This window comes from Providencia sp. PROV261 (genome assembly GCF_028477945.1).
GTDB classification, from domain to species: domain Bacteria; phylum Pseudomonadota; class Gammaproteobacteria; order Enterobacterales; family Enterobacteriaceae; genus Providencia; species Providencia stuartii.
The window spans coordinates 317,520-332,156 of record NZ_JAMPMC010000003.1; the positions used below are offsets into that span (position 1 = coordinate 317,520).

Below are 14,637 nucleotides of genomic sequence, written 5' to 3' on the forward strand. Positions count from 1 at the left end.
CCTTGAAACATATCTTCAAGAGGGCCTGAAATAGCCTAGCGAGAAATTAACTAAAAAGAAGCCATCCACATACGTGTTTTTATTCCCCAATAGCTTGTATAACCACTGGTAAAACTGACCATTTTACCGTTATCGATGATCATAAAGGTCGGTGTGGCACTAATGCCAACCTGATTCGCAAGCGAGCCTTGTGTATCATTGATTACTGGGAAATTTAGCTCTTTTTTCTCCATCCCTGATAACAGACGTTCACTATTGCCAGAACGTATTGCCACAGAAACAACGGGAACACCGGCCTTAGCTAAGTCGGCTACCGTTGGAGAGGTTATTTTGCAAACCCCACACCATGTCGCCCAAAAATAGACTAAAACAGGTTGTTCTTTACTCAACTCTGCTAATGATACGGTTTCACCCGTCGCAAGTAATTGCGGCTCAAGCAAAATAGGTGCTAGGCTTTCAGGTTTACGCCAAAAATCCATTACGGTAAAGACGACGAACAAGATCACCACCAACCCAATAATTTCTTTTGACCACTTTTTCAGTCTAGCCATATTTACCTTATTTCACTTTTGCTAATTGCTCTTTAACAATCATTTCTAATTGTTGAGCATCTACAGCACCTGGGATCATTTCTTCACCAATGAGTGTTGCAGGTGTACCATTAACCCCTAATTTTTCGGCTAACATCATGTTAGTGCGAATAGTTTCTTCGCTCTTATCGTTAGCGACTAATTTTTCATTACCTGTCGCTTTCAACGCCTGTTTGATGTTTTCTTCAGTTAACATCCCTTGCTTTTGCATAAATTTTTGATGCAGTGCTTGGAATGCTTTTGGATCTTTTTCCCACAATGTCAGAACCAGTTGAGAAGACTCCAGCGATGTTTTGCCTTTAAATGGCAGAGGTTTTATCACCACAGCAACATCAGGGTATTTCTTCACAATCTCTTCAAGCTGTGGATCAAAACGCTTACAGAATGGGCAGTTATAATCGGTGAAGTTAACCAACACCAGTTTTGCATCTTTGGCACCCAGTCGTGGGCTTGCTGGATCATTAAACAGCTTATCGTGCTCGGCTTTAATCGTTGCCTTCATTTGAGCTTGCTGTTTTTCACCTTGCTTAGCCTGTAGTGCAACAATCGCTTCTTCTAAAATTTCAGGGTTTTCAACCAAGGTATCACGTACCAACTTACGCACTTGTGCTTCTTGGTCAGACGTTAATGGAGCCGCATGAGCAGTTGCACCTAGCATTAGCGACGAGAACAGAACAGCTACAATTGTTTTTTTCATTTTTCGGCTCCTTTGGCCTCATTCATAATTGATAATAAAACTTCACGATCAAGTATCGTTGACAGTATTTCACCCTCAGCCAACCTAGGGCCATAAATTTGATTAAATGGCACAGCCACCTGCCCACGTTTTTGTAAAAATGCGGTAATTTCTGGTGATGGCTTAGTCCAGTCACCTCTTAATGCGACCACATCTGGTTCATTCAAGAGTTGCTGAACATCATCTCTTAGCAATACATTATATTTATTTGCTTTACAGGTTACACACCAATCTGCCGTAACATCAATAAACACACGCTTATTTTCTGACAGAGCCTGTGTAATCGCTTCCTCACTCAGAGGTTGCCAATCCACATTATCCTGAACAAGGGTTCGACTTCCTGTCGTTTGCTCCATCGTTGCCCAAACAAAACCACCTGTTAATAATGCAAACAGGACAAACGAAATTGCCGCAGTGCGTAAACTGAATTTTTTGCCAATGAAAACCACCAGCAAAAGCAAAAAGACGATCACAATAGCTAAGGCAGCCATTTCACCAAAATGAGGGATCAGTAAGCTAATTAACCATAGACATGACAATAGCATCATCACACCTAAAACCACTCTCAGTTTACTCATCCAAGCCCCAGGTTTTGGTAACAGCCGAGAAATAGCAGGGAAAGCGGCGATTAATAGCCACGGTAAACTCATTCCGATCCCCAGTGCCGTAAAGACTAACCAGAGTTCTCCTATCGGAGCCGCTAGTGCAAACGCCACTGCTGTGCCCAAAAATGGTGCAGAACAAGGGGTTGCCAATAAGGTTGCAAACACACCTTGCCAGAAATGCCCACTGTTACCTTGACCACCCGCAGTCGCTAAACGAGTGCTCGCTTTACTTCCTAGATGGATCTCAAACAAACCAAATAGGTTAGCCGTAAATAATGCTGTCACTAATACCATAAACCCAATAAACCATGGGTTTTGGAACTGGATCCCCCATCCAACAGCTTGTTGCCCAACGCGCAACAGGGTCATTAATAACGCTAATAGCCAGAAAGAGACTAAGATCCCTGAAGAAGAAAGCAAAAATTGCCGACGGATGGTTTTCTGCTCCCCTTGCGGTACCATCAAGACCGAGCCTAACTTCATCGCGAGAACCGGCAAAACACAAGGCATAAGGTTTAAAATCAAACCACCTAGTAACGCAAAGGCCAAAATCTGCCAAAGAGGTATCGCACCGCCAGCACTATCCTGCTGGGTAGCGCCAGTAAAAGGTGTGATTTGCGCTGTTACCTGTTGTGAAAGCGCGCCATCCGTCACCACAAAAGAGAACGGTTTTCCTGTCAGGTCTGGCGCTTTATCTCCCCAATCATCACTCACCGCAACGGTCGCCGTCAGCTTGTCACCCGATAAACGAATATTTGGCACACCTAGCGTGGTTCCTTCTGGTGTATCAGTAAAAACCCCTGCTTTTTGGCTCCACGGCTCGCCAGCCACTTTTTGTAATTCAAGAACGAGTTTGTCACCATCAAACCCGACATTATGGTTTTGCACTAGCCCCGCTGTAGGAGGAATACGCCCCATCGCTTGATTAAATGCCCACTCAAAATTCTCAGGCTCAGGTTCAGTCAAATCGAGCTCGAAAGGATAATCCGTTAAAATACAGACATTGCTACAGGTGGAAAGCGTTAAAACTCCCGAAAGTTTATCTAGCTTTTCATCGGCATTAACGACGATAGGAAAAACAACGTCTCCCATATAACCTTGAGTTGAAATACCTGCAACATCAAAACGACCAGGGGCTGGCCACTGCCAATCCATATCTGTTACTGGTGATTTCCAATTGATTTCCGGCGTAATACCGCCTTCTCCTGGAGAACGCCAATAGGTTTTCCAACCATCTTGTAGTTGTACATCCAACAATAAAGCAACCTTCCCATCTTTTTGGGAAGCACTTAACAATCTTACTTGAGCATGGTCATTATGTTTATCTGTTAGCCAGCCAGTATCAGCTGCCTGTAGCACTCCCGAAAATAAGGCAGATAAAATAATTAACGCATTAATTAAAAAACGCATAATTCCTCCAGAATAAAATACACCAACAAGCTGAACGTGATGGTGTTCTAATCTCGAAGATTGCAATATTGTAAATGGAGCCTAACTCTTGGTGGGGGATGTTTATCCTCACGCTTAGCTCTGCGTGAAAATAAATGAGAGTAAAAAATACCTAACGCAGTGATAGAAAGGAAAACAAAAAAGAGAGGTTCAATAGCAGCAGGGCTTAATGTCAGTAGTGATTTAGCACTCAATTCACAAGAAGACAAATGCGCGCTTTTTTCACTCGAAACAGCCGTTTTAAACACCATAGACTGACCATTGGATTGCATTTGCACGACAGGCTCTTGAGGCGAAAAATGGGCGAAAAGACGCTCTCCAACGGCTCTTTGATTAATACAAAGTAAAACCATCAGACAGGCGAGTACTACTAATCCTTTGCCTAATTTGAGTTGCCTGTTCATGCGTGTCTCTATTTCTTCGTCCTGAAATCACACTGTTAAATAATGATAAGTTAATTCAATATTTAAATTTAACCAATTTAATCAAGGTTACATCTTACACAGCAAACGACTCGGTACAAGTAGCATGAGCTAACTTTACAAACCCAATCCTATTTACACCTCTAAAGATAAAAATTGGCATACAAGATGCATTATACCCACTAGCAACAGGAAAATGAGATTATTTTTCACACTAGTGGTGCATAAATACCCTTTTTAGGAAAGTTTTCCCAGTAATAGTGCAACAAATTAGGAACTGCCCAAATAATATGCGAGATAGCTCCCGATTTTGAAACAATTCATTTTCATTGTTTAACATTTTTCTTTAATTTTTAACAATATTAAAACATGCAGCAGGTGATCGTGGTATTGATAGCATCCACGAAACATCAGCAAGCACAACAAACGAGATAAATCTCCGATCTTAGAAAGGAGCTGTAAATATGCGTATGAGCAAGATTGTATCATCGATGATGGTGCTAGGAGCAACTTGTGCCGTTCAAGCAGAAGAACTAACAGGTACTCTAAAAAAAATTAACGACAATGGTGTGATTGTTGTTGGCCACCGTGAGTCATCCGTTCCATTTTCTTACTATGACAATAACCAAAAAGTGGTCGGCTACTCTCAAGACTACTCCAATGAAATCGTTGATGCGGTTAAAAAGAAACTCAACAAACCTAATCTAGAAGTTAAGCTTATCCCTATTACATCACAAAACCGTATACCGCTATTACAAAATGGTACCTATGATTTTGAGTGTGGTTCAACGACCAATAACTTAGAAAGACAAAAACAAGCTGCGTTTTCAAATACGATTTTCGTAGTAGGTACTCGTCTACTTACTAAAAATGACTCTGGAGTCAAAGACTTCGCCGACCTCGCGGGTAAAAACGTCGTTGTTACCTCTGGAACAACGTCTGAAATTTTGCTCAATAAACTTAACGACGAAAAAAATATGAAAATGCGCATTATCAGTGCAAAAGATCATGGTGACTCATTCCGTACCCTTGAATCTGGCCGCGCTGTCGCCTTTATGATGGATGATGCGTTGTTAGCAGGTGAACGTGCAAAAGCGAAAAAACCAGATATTTGGGAGATTGTAGGCAAACCGCAAACAGAAGAAGCTTATGGCTGTATGCTACGCAAAGATGATCCTCAGTTTAAGGCGTTAGTCGATGAAACTATCGCGAAGGCACAAACTTCTGGTACGGCTGAAAAATCATTTGACCGTTGGTTTAACCAACCTATCCCACCAAAAAATCTTAACTTGAAATTCACGTTATCAGATGAAATGAAAGAGTTGTTCAAATCACCTAATGACAAAGCACTTAACTAAATAAAAAGACAAACAGGGTGTTACTGAAGTGGGATTTGCAAGGCGGTCGTTCCCCGCCTTGCACTTTCTCACCAGTAGTAGGGTCAATCTAAATTGCCCACAGGAAGTAGAATTATGTCAATCAATTGGAATTGGGGGATTTTCCTACAGGAAGCCCCATTTGGGAATACCACCTATTTAGGTTGGTTATTATCTGGCTTAGAAGTCACTGTCGCACTTTCTATCTGTGCTTGGATCATTGCTTTTCTGGTCGGCTCGTTCTTTGGTATTTTACGTACCGTGCCTAATCGCTTTTTAGCGATGATAGGAACCGTTTATGTCGAGCTATTTCGTAATGTCCCTTTAATTGTTCAATTTTTTACTTGGTATTTAGTGATCCCAGAGCTGTTACCCCGTTCTATCGGCGACTGGTTCAAAATGGACTTAGATCCTAACTATCAATTTTTTATCTCTTCAACACTGTGCCTTGGTTTATTTACCGCCGCCCGTATGACTGAACAGGTAAGAGCGGCAATACAATCATTACCAAGAGGGCAAAAAAACGCTGGTCTCGCTATGGGGCTGACCTTGCCACAAACTTATCGCTATGTGCTTTTACCCAATGCGTATCGTGTCATTTTGCCACCAATGACATCCGAGATGCTTAACTTAGTGAAAAACTCGGCGATAGCTTCCACTATCGGCCTCGTTGATATGGCAGCCCAAGCAGGTAAGTTGCTTGATTATTCTGCCCATGCTTGGGAATCATTCACTGCGATCACGCTTGCCTATGTCGGCATCAATTTGATCATTATGCTGTTAATGAATTTGTTAGAACGTAAAGTTCGCTTACCCGGCACATTAGGAGGGCGATAATATGTTCTATGAATTTGATTGGAGCTCCATCGCCCCAAGTTGGCCATTTCTTCTTGATGGGTTAGTCGTCACCGCTAAAATTACCATTACGGCTATTGTCGTGGGGATATTGTGGGGAACGGTTCTCGCCGTGATGCGTCTATCTACTTTTAAACCTATCAGTTGGTTCGCTGCACTGTACGTAAATACGTTCCGCTCTATCCCATTAGTCATGGTATTGTTGTGGTTCTATCTGATTGTGCCTAACTTAGTCCAAAATGTTCTAGGCATATCACCAAAAAGTGATATCCGTTTAATTTCAGCAATGGTAGCCTTCTCGCTTTTTGAAGCCGCCTACTACTCTGAGATTATTCGAGCAGGTATTCAGAGTATTTCACGAGGCCAAGCATCTGCCGCACTTGCACTGGGCATGACGCATATGCAAACAATGAGGTTAGTCATCTTGCCTCAAGCCTTTAAAGCGATGATCCCTCTGTTATTAACACAAGGCATTGTGCTATTTCAGGATTCATCATTAGTTTATGTACTGAGTTTGACGGATTTCTTCCGTACGGCAACCAATATTGGTGAGCGTGATGGTACACAAGTAGAAATGATATTGTTTGCAGGTTTCGTGTACTTTATTATCAGTTTCGGCGCTTCAATGCTGGTGAATTATCTTAAGAAAAGGACTGTTACATGATTACCCTGAAAAATATCTCTAAATGGTATGGCCAGTTTCAGGTACTCACAGACTGTACAACTGAAGTCAAAAAAGGCGAAGTCGTGGTTGTCTGTGGACCATCAGGCTCTGGTAAATCCACATTAATAAAAACAGTGAATGGCCTTGAGCCAGTTCAACAGGGTGAAATTTTTGTAAATGGTATCCAAGTCAATGATAAAAAAACTGATTTGGCAAAACTTCGCTCTAAAGTTGGCATGGTATTCCAACACTTTGAGCTATTCCCGCATCTTTCTATTATAGAAAATTTAACACTGGCCCAAGTAAAGGTGCTAAATAGAAATAAAAAAGAGGCTGAAGCAAAAGGGTTGAAATTACTCGAACGCGTTGGGCTAGCAAGCCATGCAAATAAGTTTCCTTCCCAGCTTTCGGGTGGGCAGCAGCAGCGTGTGGCAATTGCTCGAGCCTTGTGTATGGATCCCGTTGCAATGTTATTTGACGAGCCAACATCAGCACTTGACCCTGAAATGATCAATGAAGTGCTTGATGTTATGGTCGAATTAGCAAACGAGGGTATGACTATGATGGTCGTTACCCACGAAATGGGTTTCGCTAAGAAAGTCGCTAACCGTGTGATTTTTATGGATGAAGGAAAGATTGTTGAAGACAGTAAAAAAGAAGACTTTTTTGCTAATCCGCAATCTGATAGAGCTAAAGATTTCCTCGCGAAAATACTGCATTAATTATTGCAAGCCATAGGGAGAGACTACCTCTCTATGGCTGCCCCCTGCACGACACTCTTATACCTTTCTATTTTGTTTTATCTAAATATTTGTTGCCCGACAATACATACAGATATAGATTAAAAACCCAATTAATATCAATCTAATAATCTAAGCCTCATGATGAAAAATGATCAACAAATAACAATTATCCCTTTACAAGACGATACGGTTCTGGATGTTTCTGCCTGTAATTTTAATGTGATGATAACTGATGAGTTACTTCATCCCTATGACGATATAAACAGGAAAAAAGCGATTAAGCCCTACCTAAAGGATTATCATTTCTCTCCAGAGCAGTGGTTGAATGAACAAGAAAGTTTAGGTGTTTTATATGTTGCGAAATTGGGGGATAAAACGATTGGCTATGCCTGTGCAAGTCTTTGCTGGAATGGAATGGCTCAACTTGATGAATTGGCCATCGATGAGCCATATAGAGGTAAAGGTATCGCCAAACAATTACTAGAAAAAATTGAAGCTTGGGCAACCGACAATGGTTTACATCACATCAGATTAGAATCTCAATCTACGAATACCACAGCCGCTAAGTTCTATCACAAACACGGTTTTCGCATTCATGGTTATGATAAAGCGCTCTATTTATGCACGGAAAATGCCCATGAAGTCGCATTATTTTGGTATAAGACATTATAAACATTAGCGTTCAATGTTTACTTTTATAAATAAGTTGACCAACAACACCTCCCTCTCTTTCGGAAGATGTCTTCCATCCATCACATTGACCGATGCAAAATCAAAGGGAGAGACACCTTCAATGCAAGCAACCTTTACTCCATACTCTTGTGGGGTTGAGCGTCTTTGATGAAAAGTATAAATTCCGCAGATTGAATAAAAAGAGGGCGGCTTGCTTTGTGTTAAAACGATATTCCGTTAGTTTATCTTTTCCTTCTAAAATAGTGTCTCTGACAAGAGCGCAAAGATTACGATTGCCCCACGCATTCGGCAAAAAGGGCAGTGACATCTTCTTGCTGTGTTATATCTATCAGTCAACGCAACCTTAAATTTCACTGTACCACAATGGCTCTGAACTTGTTTTTCAATCACAACGCCCTCCCTAATAGCATAGGCAAAAATGAAATCAGTGGATTAAGGTACTCAAACAACTCAAATAGGTTTTGTTAATTGATATAATTTATTGATGCTTTTTTATGTTTCTAGGGGATCTTTGCACTTTAGTGCTAATAAAATAGAGTGAATAAATACCCCTCCCTATGTATTGCCCAATATTTGCTGGCTTTTTGAGTTTTTTTGCGTGAAACACTACCAATCTTACTGTTTTTTAGTTAAGTTTGATGCTCATCGGAATAAAATATTCTGACACCGCCCCCCAAAAACAATATCCAGCTTTCCCCGTCGGTTCAGCTAATCAACTATTGTTGTTTTAGGGTAGGATCCGCTATGCTATGCGGATCTAACTTATAGAAAGACATTAACGCTACTGAGTAGCATTTATTCACCATAGGATTATCGGTGCCATGCAAGAACAATATCGTCCAGAAGATATAGAGCCAAAAGTACAGCGTCACTGGGATGAAAAAGCCACATTTAAAGTGACAGAAGACAACAGCAAAGAGAAATACTACTGCCTGTCCATGCTACCTTACCCTTCTGGTCGACTACACATGGGCCATGTGCGCAACTACACTATGGGTGATGTGATCTCCCGTTATCAACGCCTATTAGGTAAAAACGTTTTACAACCAATCGGTTGGGATGCGTTTGGCTTACCTGCTGAAGGCGCGGCTGTCAAAAATAAAACAGCACCTGCACCATGGACCTATGCCAATATCGATTACATGAAAGGCCAGTTAAAAATGCTGGGCTTTGGCTACGATTGGGATCGCGAAGTTACCACTTGTACGCCTGAATACTATCGTTGGGAACAATGGTTCTTTACTAAGCTCTATGAAAAAGGCTTAGTCTACAAAAAAACCTCTGCTGTAAACTGGTGTCCACATGATTTAACCGTACTCGCCAACGAACAGGTTATCGATGGCTGCTGCTGGCGCTGTGATACGCCCGTCGAGCGTAAAGAAATTCCTCAATGGTTTATTAAAATCACCGATTATGCTGAAGAGTTGCTAAACGATCTTGATAAGCTTGATGATTGGCCTGAGCAAGTCAAAACCATGCAACGTAACTGGATTGGGCGCTCTGAGGGTGTCGAAATCACCTTTAACGTTGCCGATCGTGATGACAAATTAACCGTATATACCACTCGCCCTGATACTTTCATGGGTGCAACTTATGTGGCGGTTGCTGCGGGTCACCCATTAGCACTCGAAGCCGCAGAAAAAAATGCCGAATTAGCCAACTTTATCGATGAATGCCGTAATACCAAAACAGCCGAAGCTGATATGGCGACCATGGATAAAAAAGGGATGCCAACTGGCCTTTATGTTATTCATCCACTCACCCAAGAAAAATTACCTATCTGGGTAGCCAACTTTGTGTTGATGGAATATGGCACCGGTGCGGTGATGGCTGTACCTGCTCACGACCAACGTGACTGGGAGTTTGCCCATAAATATAACCTGCCACTAAAAGTGGTTATTGCCGACGCTGAAGGCAATGAGCCTGATATTTCTCAAGAAGCGATGACTGAAAAATTTGCATTGATCAACTCAGGCGAATTTAGCGGCTTAGATAATACCGCTGGCTTCAATGCTATCGCAGACAAATTAGTCGCTATCGGCGTGGGTCAACGTAAAGTGAACTACCGTTTACGTGACTGGGGTGTTTCTCGCCAACGCTACTGGGGCGCACCAATTCCAATGGCAACATTAGAAGATGGCACAGTTGTTCCTGTTCCTGAAGATCAACTGCCAGTGATTTTGCCAGAAGATGTCGAAATGGACGGTATCACCAGCCCAATTAAAGCGGATCCAGAATGGGCGAAAACCACCATCAATGGTCAGCCAGCTTTACGTGAAACCGATACCTTTGACACCTTTATGGAGTCATCTTGGTACTATGCTCGTTACACTTGCCCTCAATTTGATGAAGGCATGTTGGATCCGGCTGCTGCGAATTACTGGTTACCAGTGGACCAATACATTGGTGGTATTGAACACGCCATCATGCACTTAATGTATTTCCGTTTCTTCCACAAATTGATGCGTGATGCAGGCCTAGTCAACTCAGATGAACCAGCAAAACGCCTATTATGTCAAGGTATGGTACTGGCAGATGCCTTCTACTATACCGGCAGTGATGGTCAGCGTGTTTGGGTTTCGCCAAGTGATGTCACTGTAGAGCGCGACGACAAAAACCGTATTATCAAAGCCGTTGATACCGAAGGACATGAGCTGGTTTATACTGGCATGAGCAAAATGTCTAAGTCGAAAAACAATGGTATTGACCCACAGTTGATGGTTGAAAAATACGGTGCCGATACTGTTCGCCTATTTATGATGTTTGCGGCACCACCAGAGCTAACCCTTGAATGGCAAGAGTCTAGCGTCGAAGGGGCAAACCGTTTTGTCCGTCGTGTATGGCGTATCGTTCATGAGCACTCACAAAAAGGGGCAACTCAGCCGCTTGATGTCAGCACATTAACGACAGAGCAGAAAGACTTACGTCGCGACTTACATAAAACCATTGCTAAAGTGACCGATGATTTTGACCGTCGCTATGCGTTTAACACTGCAATTGCCGCTATCATGGAGTTCATGAACAAATTAGTTCGTGCACCACAAGAGACCGAACAAGATCGTGCATTGATGCAAGAGTCACTTGAAGCGATCACCTTGATGCTGTCACCTATTATTCCACATGCATGTTTCGAAATGTGGAAAGCATTAGGTCACACCGATGATGTCGATTTTGCAAGCTGGCCTGTCGCTGACGAAAAAGCCATGGTTGATGACACTAAATTAGTCGTTATCCAAGTTAATGGTAAAGTGCGTGGTCGTATCACTGTACCTGCTGATGCAGTGCAAGACTTTGTGTTAGATATGGCAACAAAAGAGTATAGCGTCTCGAAATACCTCGAAGGCGTTACTATTCGTAAAGTAATTTATGTACCAGGTAAATTACTAAACTTGGTTGTTGGCTGATAAGGAGGCCAGGTGCGCTATCTGATAACTTTATTACTGAGCCTGTCGGTGCTAGTCACCGCAGGTTGCGGTTTTCGCCTTCAAGGAACGACACAGATCCCTGAGGAACTGAAGACGTTACAGTTAAGTTCTAATGCACCTTATAGCTCTCTAACCAGAGCCGTTAGGGAGCAACTCAGGCTCAATAATGTGACGCTTGTTGAAAATGGCAGCGCTGATATCCCAATTTTAAAAATTACGGGATCGTCAGAAAAAACAGAAACCGTATCGATTTACCAAGATGGTAAAGCGGCAGAGAAACAATTGACCTTTGTGCTCAATGCTCAAGTCATGATGCCAAATGGTTCGGTTTACCCGTTACAAAGCCAAGTTGAGCGTACTTTCTTTGATAACCCATTAGAAGCTCTTGCAAAAGATGCTGAAAATGAATTGGTTAAACAAGAGATGCGGGAACAAGCAGCGCGGATATTAGTCCGTAAACTGTTAATTGTTCATACTGCCGAACTTGAGAAAGCTAACGCTAAAGCTGTTGTTCCTGTTGTTGAACCATAATGATCCGTATCTATCCTGAACAGTTGGCCTCTCAGTTACAAGAGTCTCTGAGAGGCCGCTATTTAATCTGGGGCAATGAGCCCCTATTAATTCAAGAAAGCCAAGATGCCATCCGAAAAACGGCTCAAACTCAAGGGTTTGAAGAGCATTTCACCTTTTCACTTGAACAGCACACTGATTGGGACGAAATATTCAGCCTCTGCCAAGCCCTGAGCCTATTTACAAGCCGTCAATCACTGACGTTGATCCTGCCAGAAAATGGCCCTAGTGCTGCTATGGCGGAAAAGCTGATTCAATTATCTCAACTTCTTCACCCGGATATCCTGCTATTGCTTCGCGGGCAAAAACTCACCAAAGCACAAGAAAACAGTGCTTGGTTTAAAGCTATCAGCCATGAAGCTGTCTATATCAGTTGTCTAACGCCTGAATATCAGCGCCTACCTCAGTGGGTTGCAAAACGGGCGCACAATATGCAGCTCTCTTTAGAAACAGAGGCCAACCAACTCCTTTGCTACTGTTATGAAGGGAATTTACTCGCGTTGGCACAAGCACTTGAGCGATTATCGCTACTCTACCCCGATGGTAAATTAACCTTGCCACGTGTCGAAACTGCCGTGAATGATGCTGCACATTTTACGCCATATCATTGGGTTGATGCCTTATTAGCCGGCAAATCACGGCGCGCTTGGCATATTCTCGAACAGCTTCAACGTGAAGATACTGAAACGGTCATCCTCTTACGGGCTATCCAACGTGAATTAATGCTACTACTGACATTAAAACGCCAATCGGTTACCACGCCATTAAAAACCTTGTTTGATCAGCATAAGATTTGGCAAAGCCGCCGACCATTATTGAGCGCAGCATTACAACGTCTAAGCTTACATCAATTACAATCCGCACTTTTGTTGCTAACACAAGCAGAGCTACATGCCAAACAAGACTTTAGCCACTCGGTGTGGCCTGACCTACAATCCTTGTCTATGTTAGTATGTACCAAAGCCTTACCAGAGAGTTTTATCCATGACCTTTAAGACCAAAGGCCTTCAAGCGTTATTTGGTGGGACATTTGACCCGATACATTATGGCCATCTACGCCCAGTAGAAGCATTAGCCAAGCAAGTTGGCTTACAAAAAGTGATTTTGTTGCCAAATCATGTGCCGCCGCACCGACCTCAACCAGAAGCTAGCCCAGCTCAACGATTAGACATGGTACGTCTAGCGATACAAGATAACCCGCTGTTTACCATCGATACCAGAGAGCTTGAGCGTAATAGCCCATCCTACACGATAGAAACCTTAACCTCATTACGTACTGAGATGGGTCCAGAGCAGCCGTTAGCATTCATTATTGGTCAAGATTCGTTATTGTCGATCCAGACATGGAATGGTTGGGAACAGCTGTTGGATAAATGCCATTTATTAGTTTGCTCACGCCCCGGTTATGCGACCAATTTCAGTGAGCCGCAAATGCAAGCATGGTTAAAAAAACACAGAACAGAGGATACCAATAAGCTGAGCCAAGCACCGAACGGTTATATTTTCCTTGGTGATACGCCACTCATTGATATTTCAGCCACCGAAATCCGTCATAGCTTAAGTGCCGGCCATCTAAATGATGATTTGATCCCCGCTTCTGTCATGGCTTATATCAAACAGCAGCACCTCTATCAAAATTGAAGTAATGCTCTGATTTTTTCACATCCCGGATATGGTGATAAGTAAAGTTGCTCACTGATATAACTATCAGGGTATTGAGTGAGCAACTGCAATATCATCGATAACGGATTATTAATAGAAAGATAACCCGCTTGATAATCATTGATTAGCCACCCCAAACGGACTTTTTCATCTCTTGTCGCTTTATATTTAAAATAGCCTTGTATATGTTGAAGCGCATTGACTTGTAACTTGCGAGCTGGTGTTGTGGCTAAAATAGCCAGTAGTTGATAACGATATTGGGTGTAAACCTCAGTGAGTTCGCTATTTTTTTGAATACCCGCCACAAATTTACCTGTTGCTTTATATCCCTTCGGGGAATAAGCCATCAATAAATATTTATGACGACTGTGAAAACAAATAATTTGGTGGTGCGTTAAATTCTTAGCTAATTGCGTTAATCGATATCCGGTATACAGTTGAATAAGAAACCGATCGAGATGCTCTGGACATGACCATTCCTGCGTAGTTAACAGTGGTGTGTTTTCAGGAAGTTGTTCAAGGAGTTGCTGACGAGCTCCCTCATCACAAATTACCCCTTGATATGCAAACTTTATCTCTGTCAGGGCCGTAATGGGAATCAACTTAATATGTGACTCCGTTAATGAGGTGATATCCTCGGCAGGAAATTCAACATCCCCAAACAGAACAACATTAAACATTATTGATTCCACGCATGGCTCCTTTGCTTTGCGAGATAAAACTCACGATGGCTGATTATTGATTTATCACTTTGTAAAGTTTGTACAAATTTCTTGCCCTGAACGCCAGTTATTCATATAAATCACACACCTTAAGGAATATAAAATAATTTAGCCGATTTTTCTGA

The 14,637-nt window shown here is 42.3% G+C and carries 14 protein-coding genes and 1 pseudogene; 9 read left to right on the forward strand and 6 right to left on the reverse strand.

All coding sequences use genetic code 11. The annotated features are described in order from the left end of the window. Positions 1-50: 50 nt before the first annotated feature. The 4 genes from PR675_RS01945 to PR675_RS01960 are packed head-to-tail and all read right to left on the reverse strand — an operon-like array spanning position 51 to position 3,784. Positions 51-551: a protein disulfide oxidoreductase gene (locus tag PR675_RS01945; RefSeq protein ID WP_004917645.1), complete on the reverse strand. Its 501-nt coding sequence runs from the start codon at positions 549-551 to the stop codon at positions 51-53. Between the two features lie 7 nt (positions 552-558). Next, positions 559-1,287 carry a DsbA family protein gene (locus PR675_RS01950; RefSeq protein ID WP_004917644.1) on the reverse strand — a complete coding sequence of 243 codons (729 nt, stop codon included), beginning with the start codon at positions 1,285-1,287 and terminating at the stop codon, positions 559-561. Beyond that, entirely contained in the window at positions 1,284-3,341 is a 2,058-nt protein-coding gene (locus PR675_RS01955) for a protein-disulfide reductase DsbD family protein (RefSeq protein WP_060560652.1), read from the reverse strand. Before PR675_RS01955 ends, PR675_RS01950 begins: the two co-directional genes overlap by 4 nt. A gap of 47 nt (positions 3,342-3,388) precedes the next feature. Beyond that, entirely contained in the window at positions 3,389-3,784 is a 396-nt protein-coding gene (locus PR675_RS01960; RefSeq protein WP_060560651.1) for a hypothetical protein, read from the reverse strand. Positions 3,785-4,266: 482 nt separating this feature from the next. Between PR675_RS01960 and PR675_RS01965 the strand changes: the two genes are divergently transcribed. The 5 genes from PR675_RS01965 to PR675_RS01985 all read left to right on the forward strand — a co-directional run bounded on the left by PR675_RS01965 (position 4,267) and on the right by PR675_RS01985 (position 8,112). After that, positions 4,267-5,160: an amino acid ABC transporter substrate-binding protein gene (locus PR675_RS01965; RefSeq protein WP_272582657.1), complete on the forward strand. Its 894-nt coding sequence runs from the start codon at positions 4,267-4,269 to the stop codon at positions 5,158-5,160. 114 nt (positions 5,161-5,274) lie between these two features. Beyond that, entirely contained in the window at positions 5,275-6,015 is a 741-nt protein-coding gene (locus tag PR675_RS01970; protein ID WP_004917640.1) for an amino acid ABC transporter permease, read from the forward strand. A 1-nt stretch (position 6,016) separates the two neighbouring features. Next, complete coding sequence (gene gltK, locus PR675_RS01975; RefSeq protein ID WP_004917639.1) at positions 6,017-6,697, forward strand: glutamate/aspartate ABC transporter permease GltK; 681 nt, start codon at positions 6,017-6,019, stop codon at positions 6,695-6,697. Beyond that, on the forward strand, positions 6,694-7,419 hold the full coding sequence (locus tag PR675_RS01980; protein ID WP_004917638.1) for an amino acid ABC transporter ATP-binding protein: 726 nt from the start codon (positions 6,694-6,696) through the stop codon (positions 7,417-7,419). Before gltK ends, PR675_RS01980 begins: the two co-directional genes overlap by 4 nt. A 159-nt stretch (positions 7,420-7,578) precedes the next feature. Beyond that, positions 7,579-8,112, forward strand: a complete 534-nt coding sequence (locus PR675_RS01985) for a GNAT family N-acetyltransferase (protein ID WP_036943465.1) — start codon at positions 7,579-7,581, stop codon at positions 8,110-8,112. A gap of 10 nt (positions 8,113-8,122) precedes the next feature. Here the strand turns inward: PR675_RS01985 and PR675_RS01990 are convergent. After that, positions 8,123-8,523, reverse strand: a pseudogene (locus tag PR675_RS01990) (GFA family protein). A gap of 431 nt (positions 8,524-8,954) precedes the next feature. On the opposite strand from PR675_RS01990, the gene leuS reads away from it, so the two are divergent. Genes leuS through nadD form a run of 4 tightly spaced genes read left to right on the forward strand, consistent with a single transcriptional unit; the run spans position 8,955 to position 13,769 of the window. Next, complete coding sequence (leuS, locus tag PR675_RS01995; protein ID WP_004917635.1) at positions 8,955-11,537, forward strand: leucine--tRNA ligase; 2,583 nt, start codon at positions 8,955-8,957, stop codon at positions 11,535-11,537. 12 nt (positions 11,538-11,549) lie between these two features. Continuing rightward, on the forward strand, positions 11,550-12,089 hold the full coding sequence (lptE, locus tag PR675_RS02000; protein ID WP_014657715.1) for an LPS assembly lipoprotein LptE: 540 nt from the start codon (positions 11,550-11,552) through the stop codon (positions 12,087-12,089). Further along, positions 12,089-13,123: a DNA polymerase III subunit delta gene (gene holA, locus PR675_RS02005; protein ID WP_014657714.1), complete on the forward strand. Its 1,035-nt coding sequence runs from the start codon at positions 12,089-12,091 to the stop codon at positions 13,121-13,123. The genes lptE and holA overlap by 1 nt, the downstream gene beginning before the upstream one ends. Then, a complete protein-coding gene (gene nadD, locus PR675_RS02010; RefSeq protein WP_060560650.1) occupies positions 13,113-13,769 on the forward strand; it encodes a nicotinate-nucleotide adenylyltransferase in 657 nt (218 codons plus the stop codon). Before holA ends, nadD begins: the two co-directional genes overlap by 11 nt. Here nadD and PR675_RS02015 read toward each other — a convergent pair. Beyond that, positions 13,760-14,482, reverse strand: a complete 723-nt coding sequence (locus tag PR675_RS02015) for a YbgA family protein (protein ID WP_223854701.1) — start codon at positions 14,480-14,482, stop codon at positions 13,760-13,762. The genes nadD and PR675_RS02015 overlap by 10 nt on opposite strands. Positions 14,483-14,637: the final 155 nt, after the last annotated feature.

Bases quoted from the DNA above. Each gene is read 5' to 3' on its own strand.
- PR675_RS01945 (WP_004917645.1), bottom strand. From the start codon at position 551: ATGGCTAGACTGAAAAAGTGGTCAAAAGAAATTATTGGGTTGGTGGTG.
- PR675_RS01950 (WP_004917644.1), bottom strand. From the start codon at position 1,287: ATGAAAAAAACAATTGTAGCTGTTCTGTTCTCGTCGCTAATGCTAGGT.
- PR675_RS01955 (WP_060560652.1), bottom strand. From the start codon at position 3,341: ATGCGTTTTTTAATTAATGCGTTAATTATTTTATCTGCCTTATTTTCG.
- PR675_RS01960 (WP_060560651.1), bottom strand. From the start codon at position 3,784: ATGAACAGGCAACTCAAATTAGGCAAAGGATTAGTAGTACTCGCCTGT.
- PR675_RS01965 (WP_272582657.1), top strand. From the start codon at position 4,267: ATGCGTATGAGCAAGATTGTATCATCGATGATGGTGCTAGGAGCAACT.
- PR675_RS01970 (WP_004917640.1), top strand. From the start codon at position 5,275: ATGTCAATCAATTGGAATTGGGGGATTTTCCTACAGGAAGCCCCATTT.
- gltK (WP_004917639.1), top strand. From the start codon at position 6,017: ATGTTCTATGAATTTGATTGGAGCTCCATCGCCCCAAGTTGGCCATTT.
- PR675_RS01980 (WP_004917638.1), top strand. From the start codon at position 6,694: ATGATTACCCTGAAAAATATCTCTAAATGGTATGGCCAGTTTCAGGTA.
- PR675_RS01985 (WP_036943465.1), top strand. From the start codon at position 7,579: ATGATGAAAAATGATCAACAAATAACAATTATCCCTTTACAAGACGAT.
- leuS (WP_004917635.1), top strand. From the start codon at position 8,955: ATGCAAGAACAATATCGTCCAGAAGATATAGAGCCAAAAGTACAGCGT.
- holA (WP_014657714.1), top strand. From the start codon at position 12,089: ATGATCCGTATCTATCCTGAACAGTTGGCCTCTCAGTTACAAGAGTCT.
- nadD (WP_060560650.1), top strand. From the start codon at position 13,113: ATGACCTTTAAGACCAAAGGCCTTCAAGCGTTATTTGGTGGGACATTT.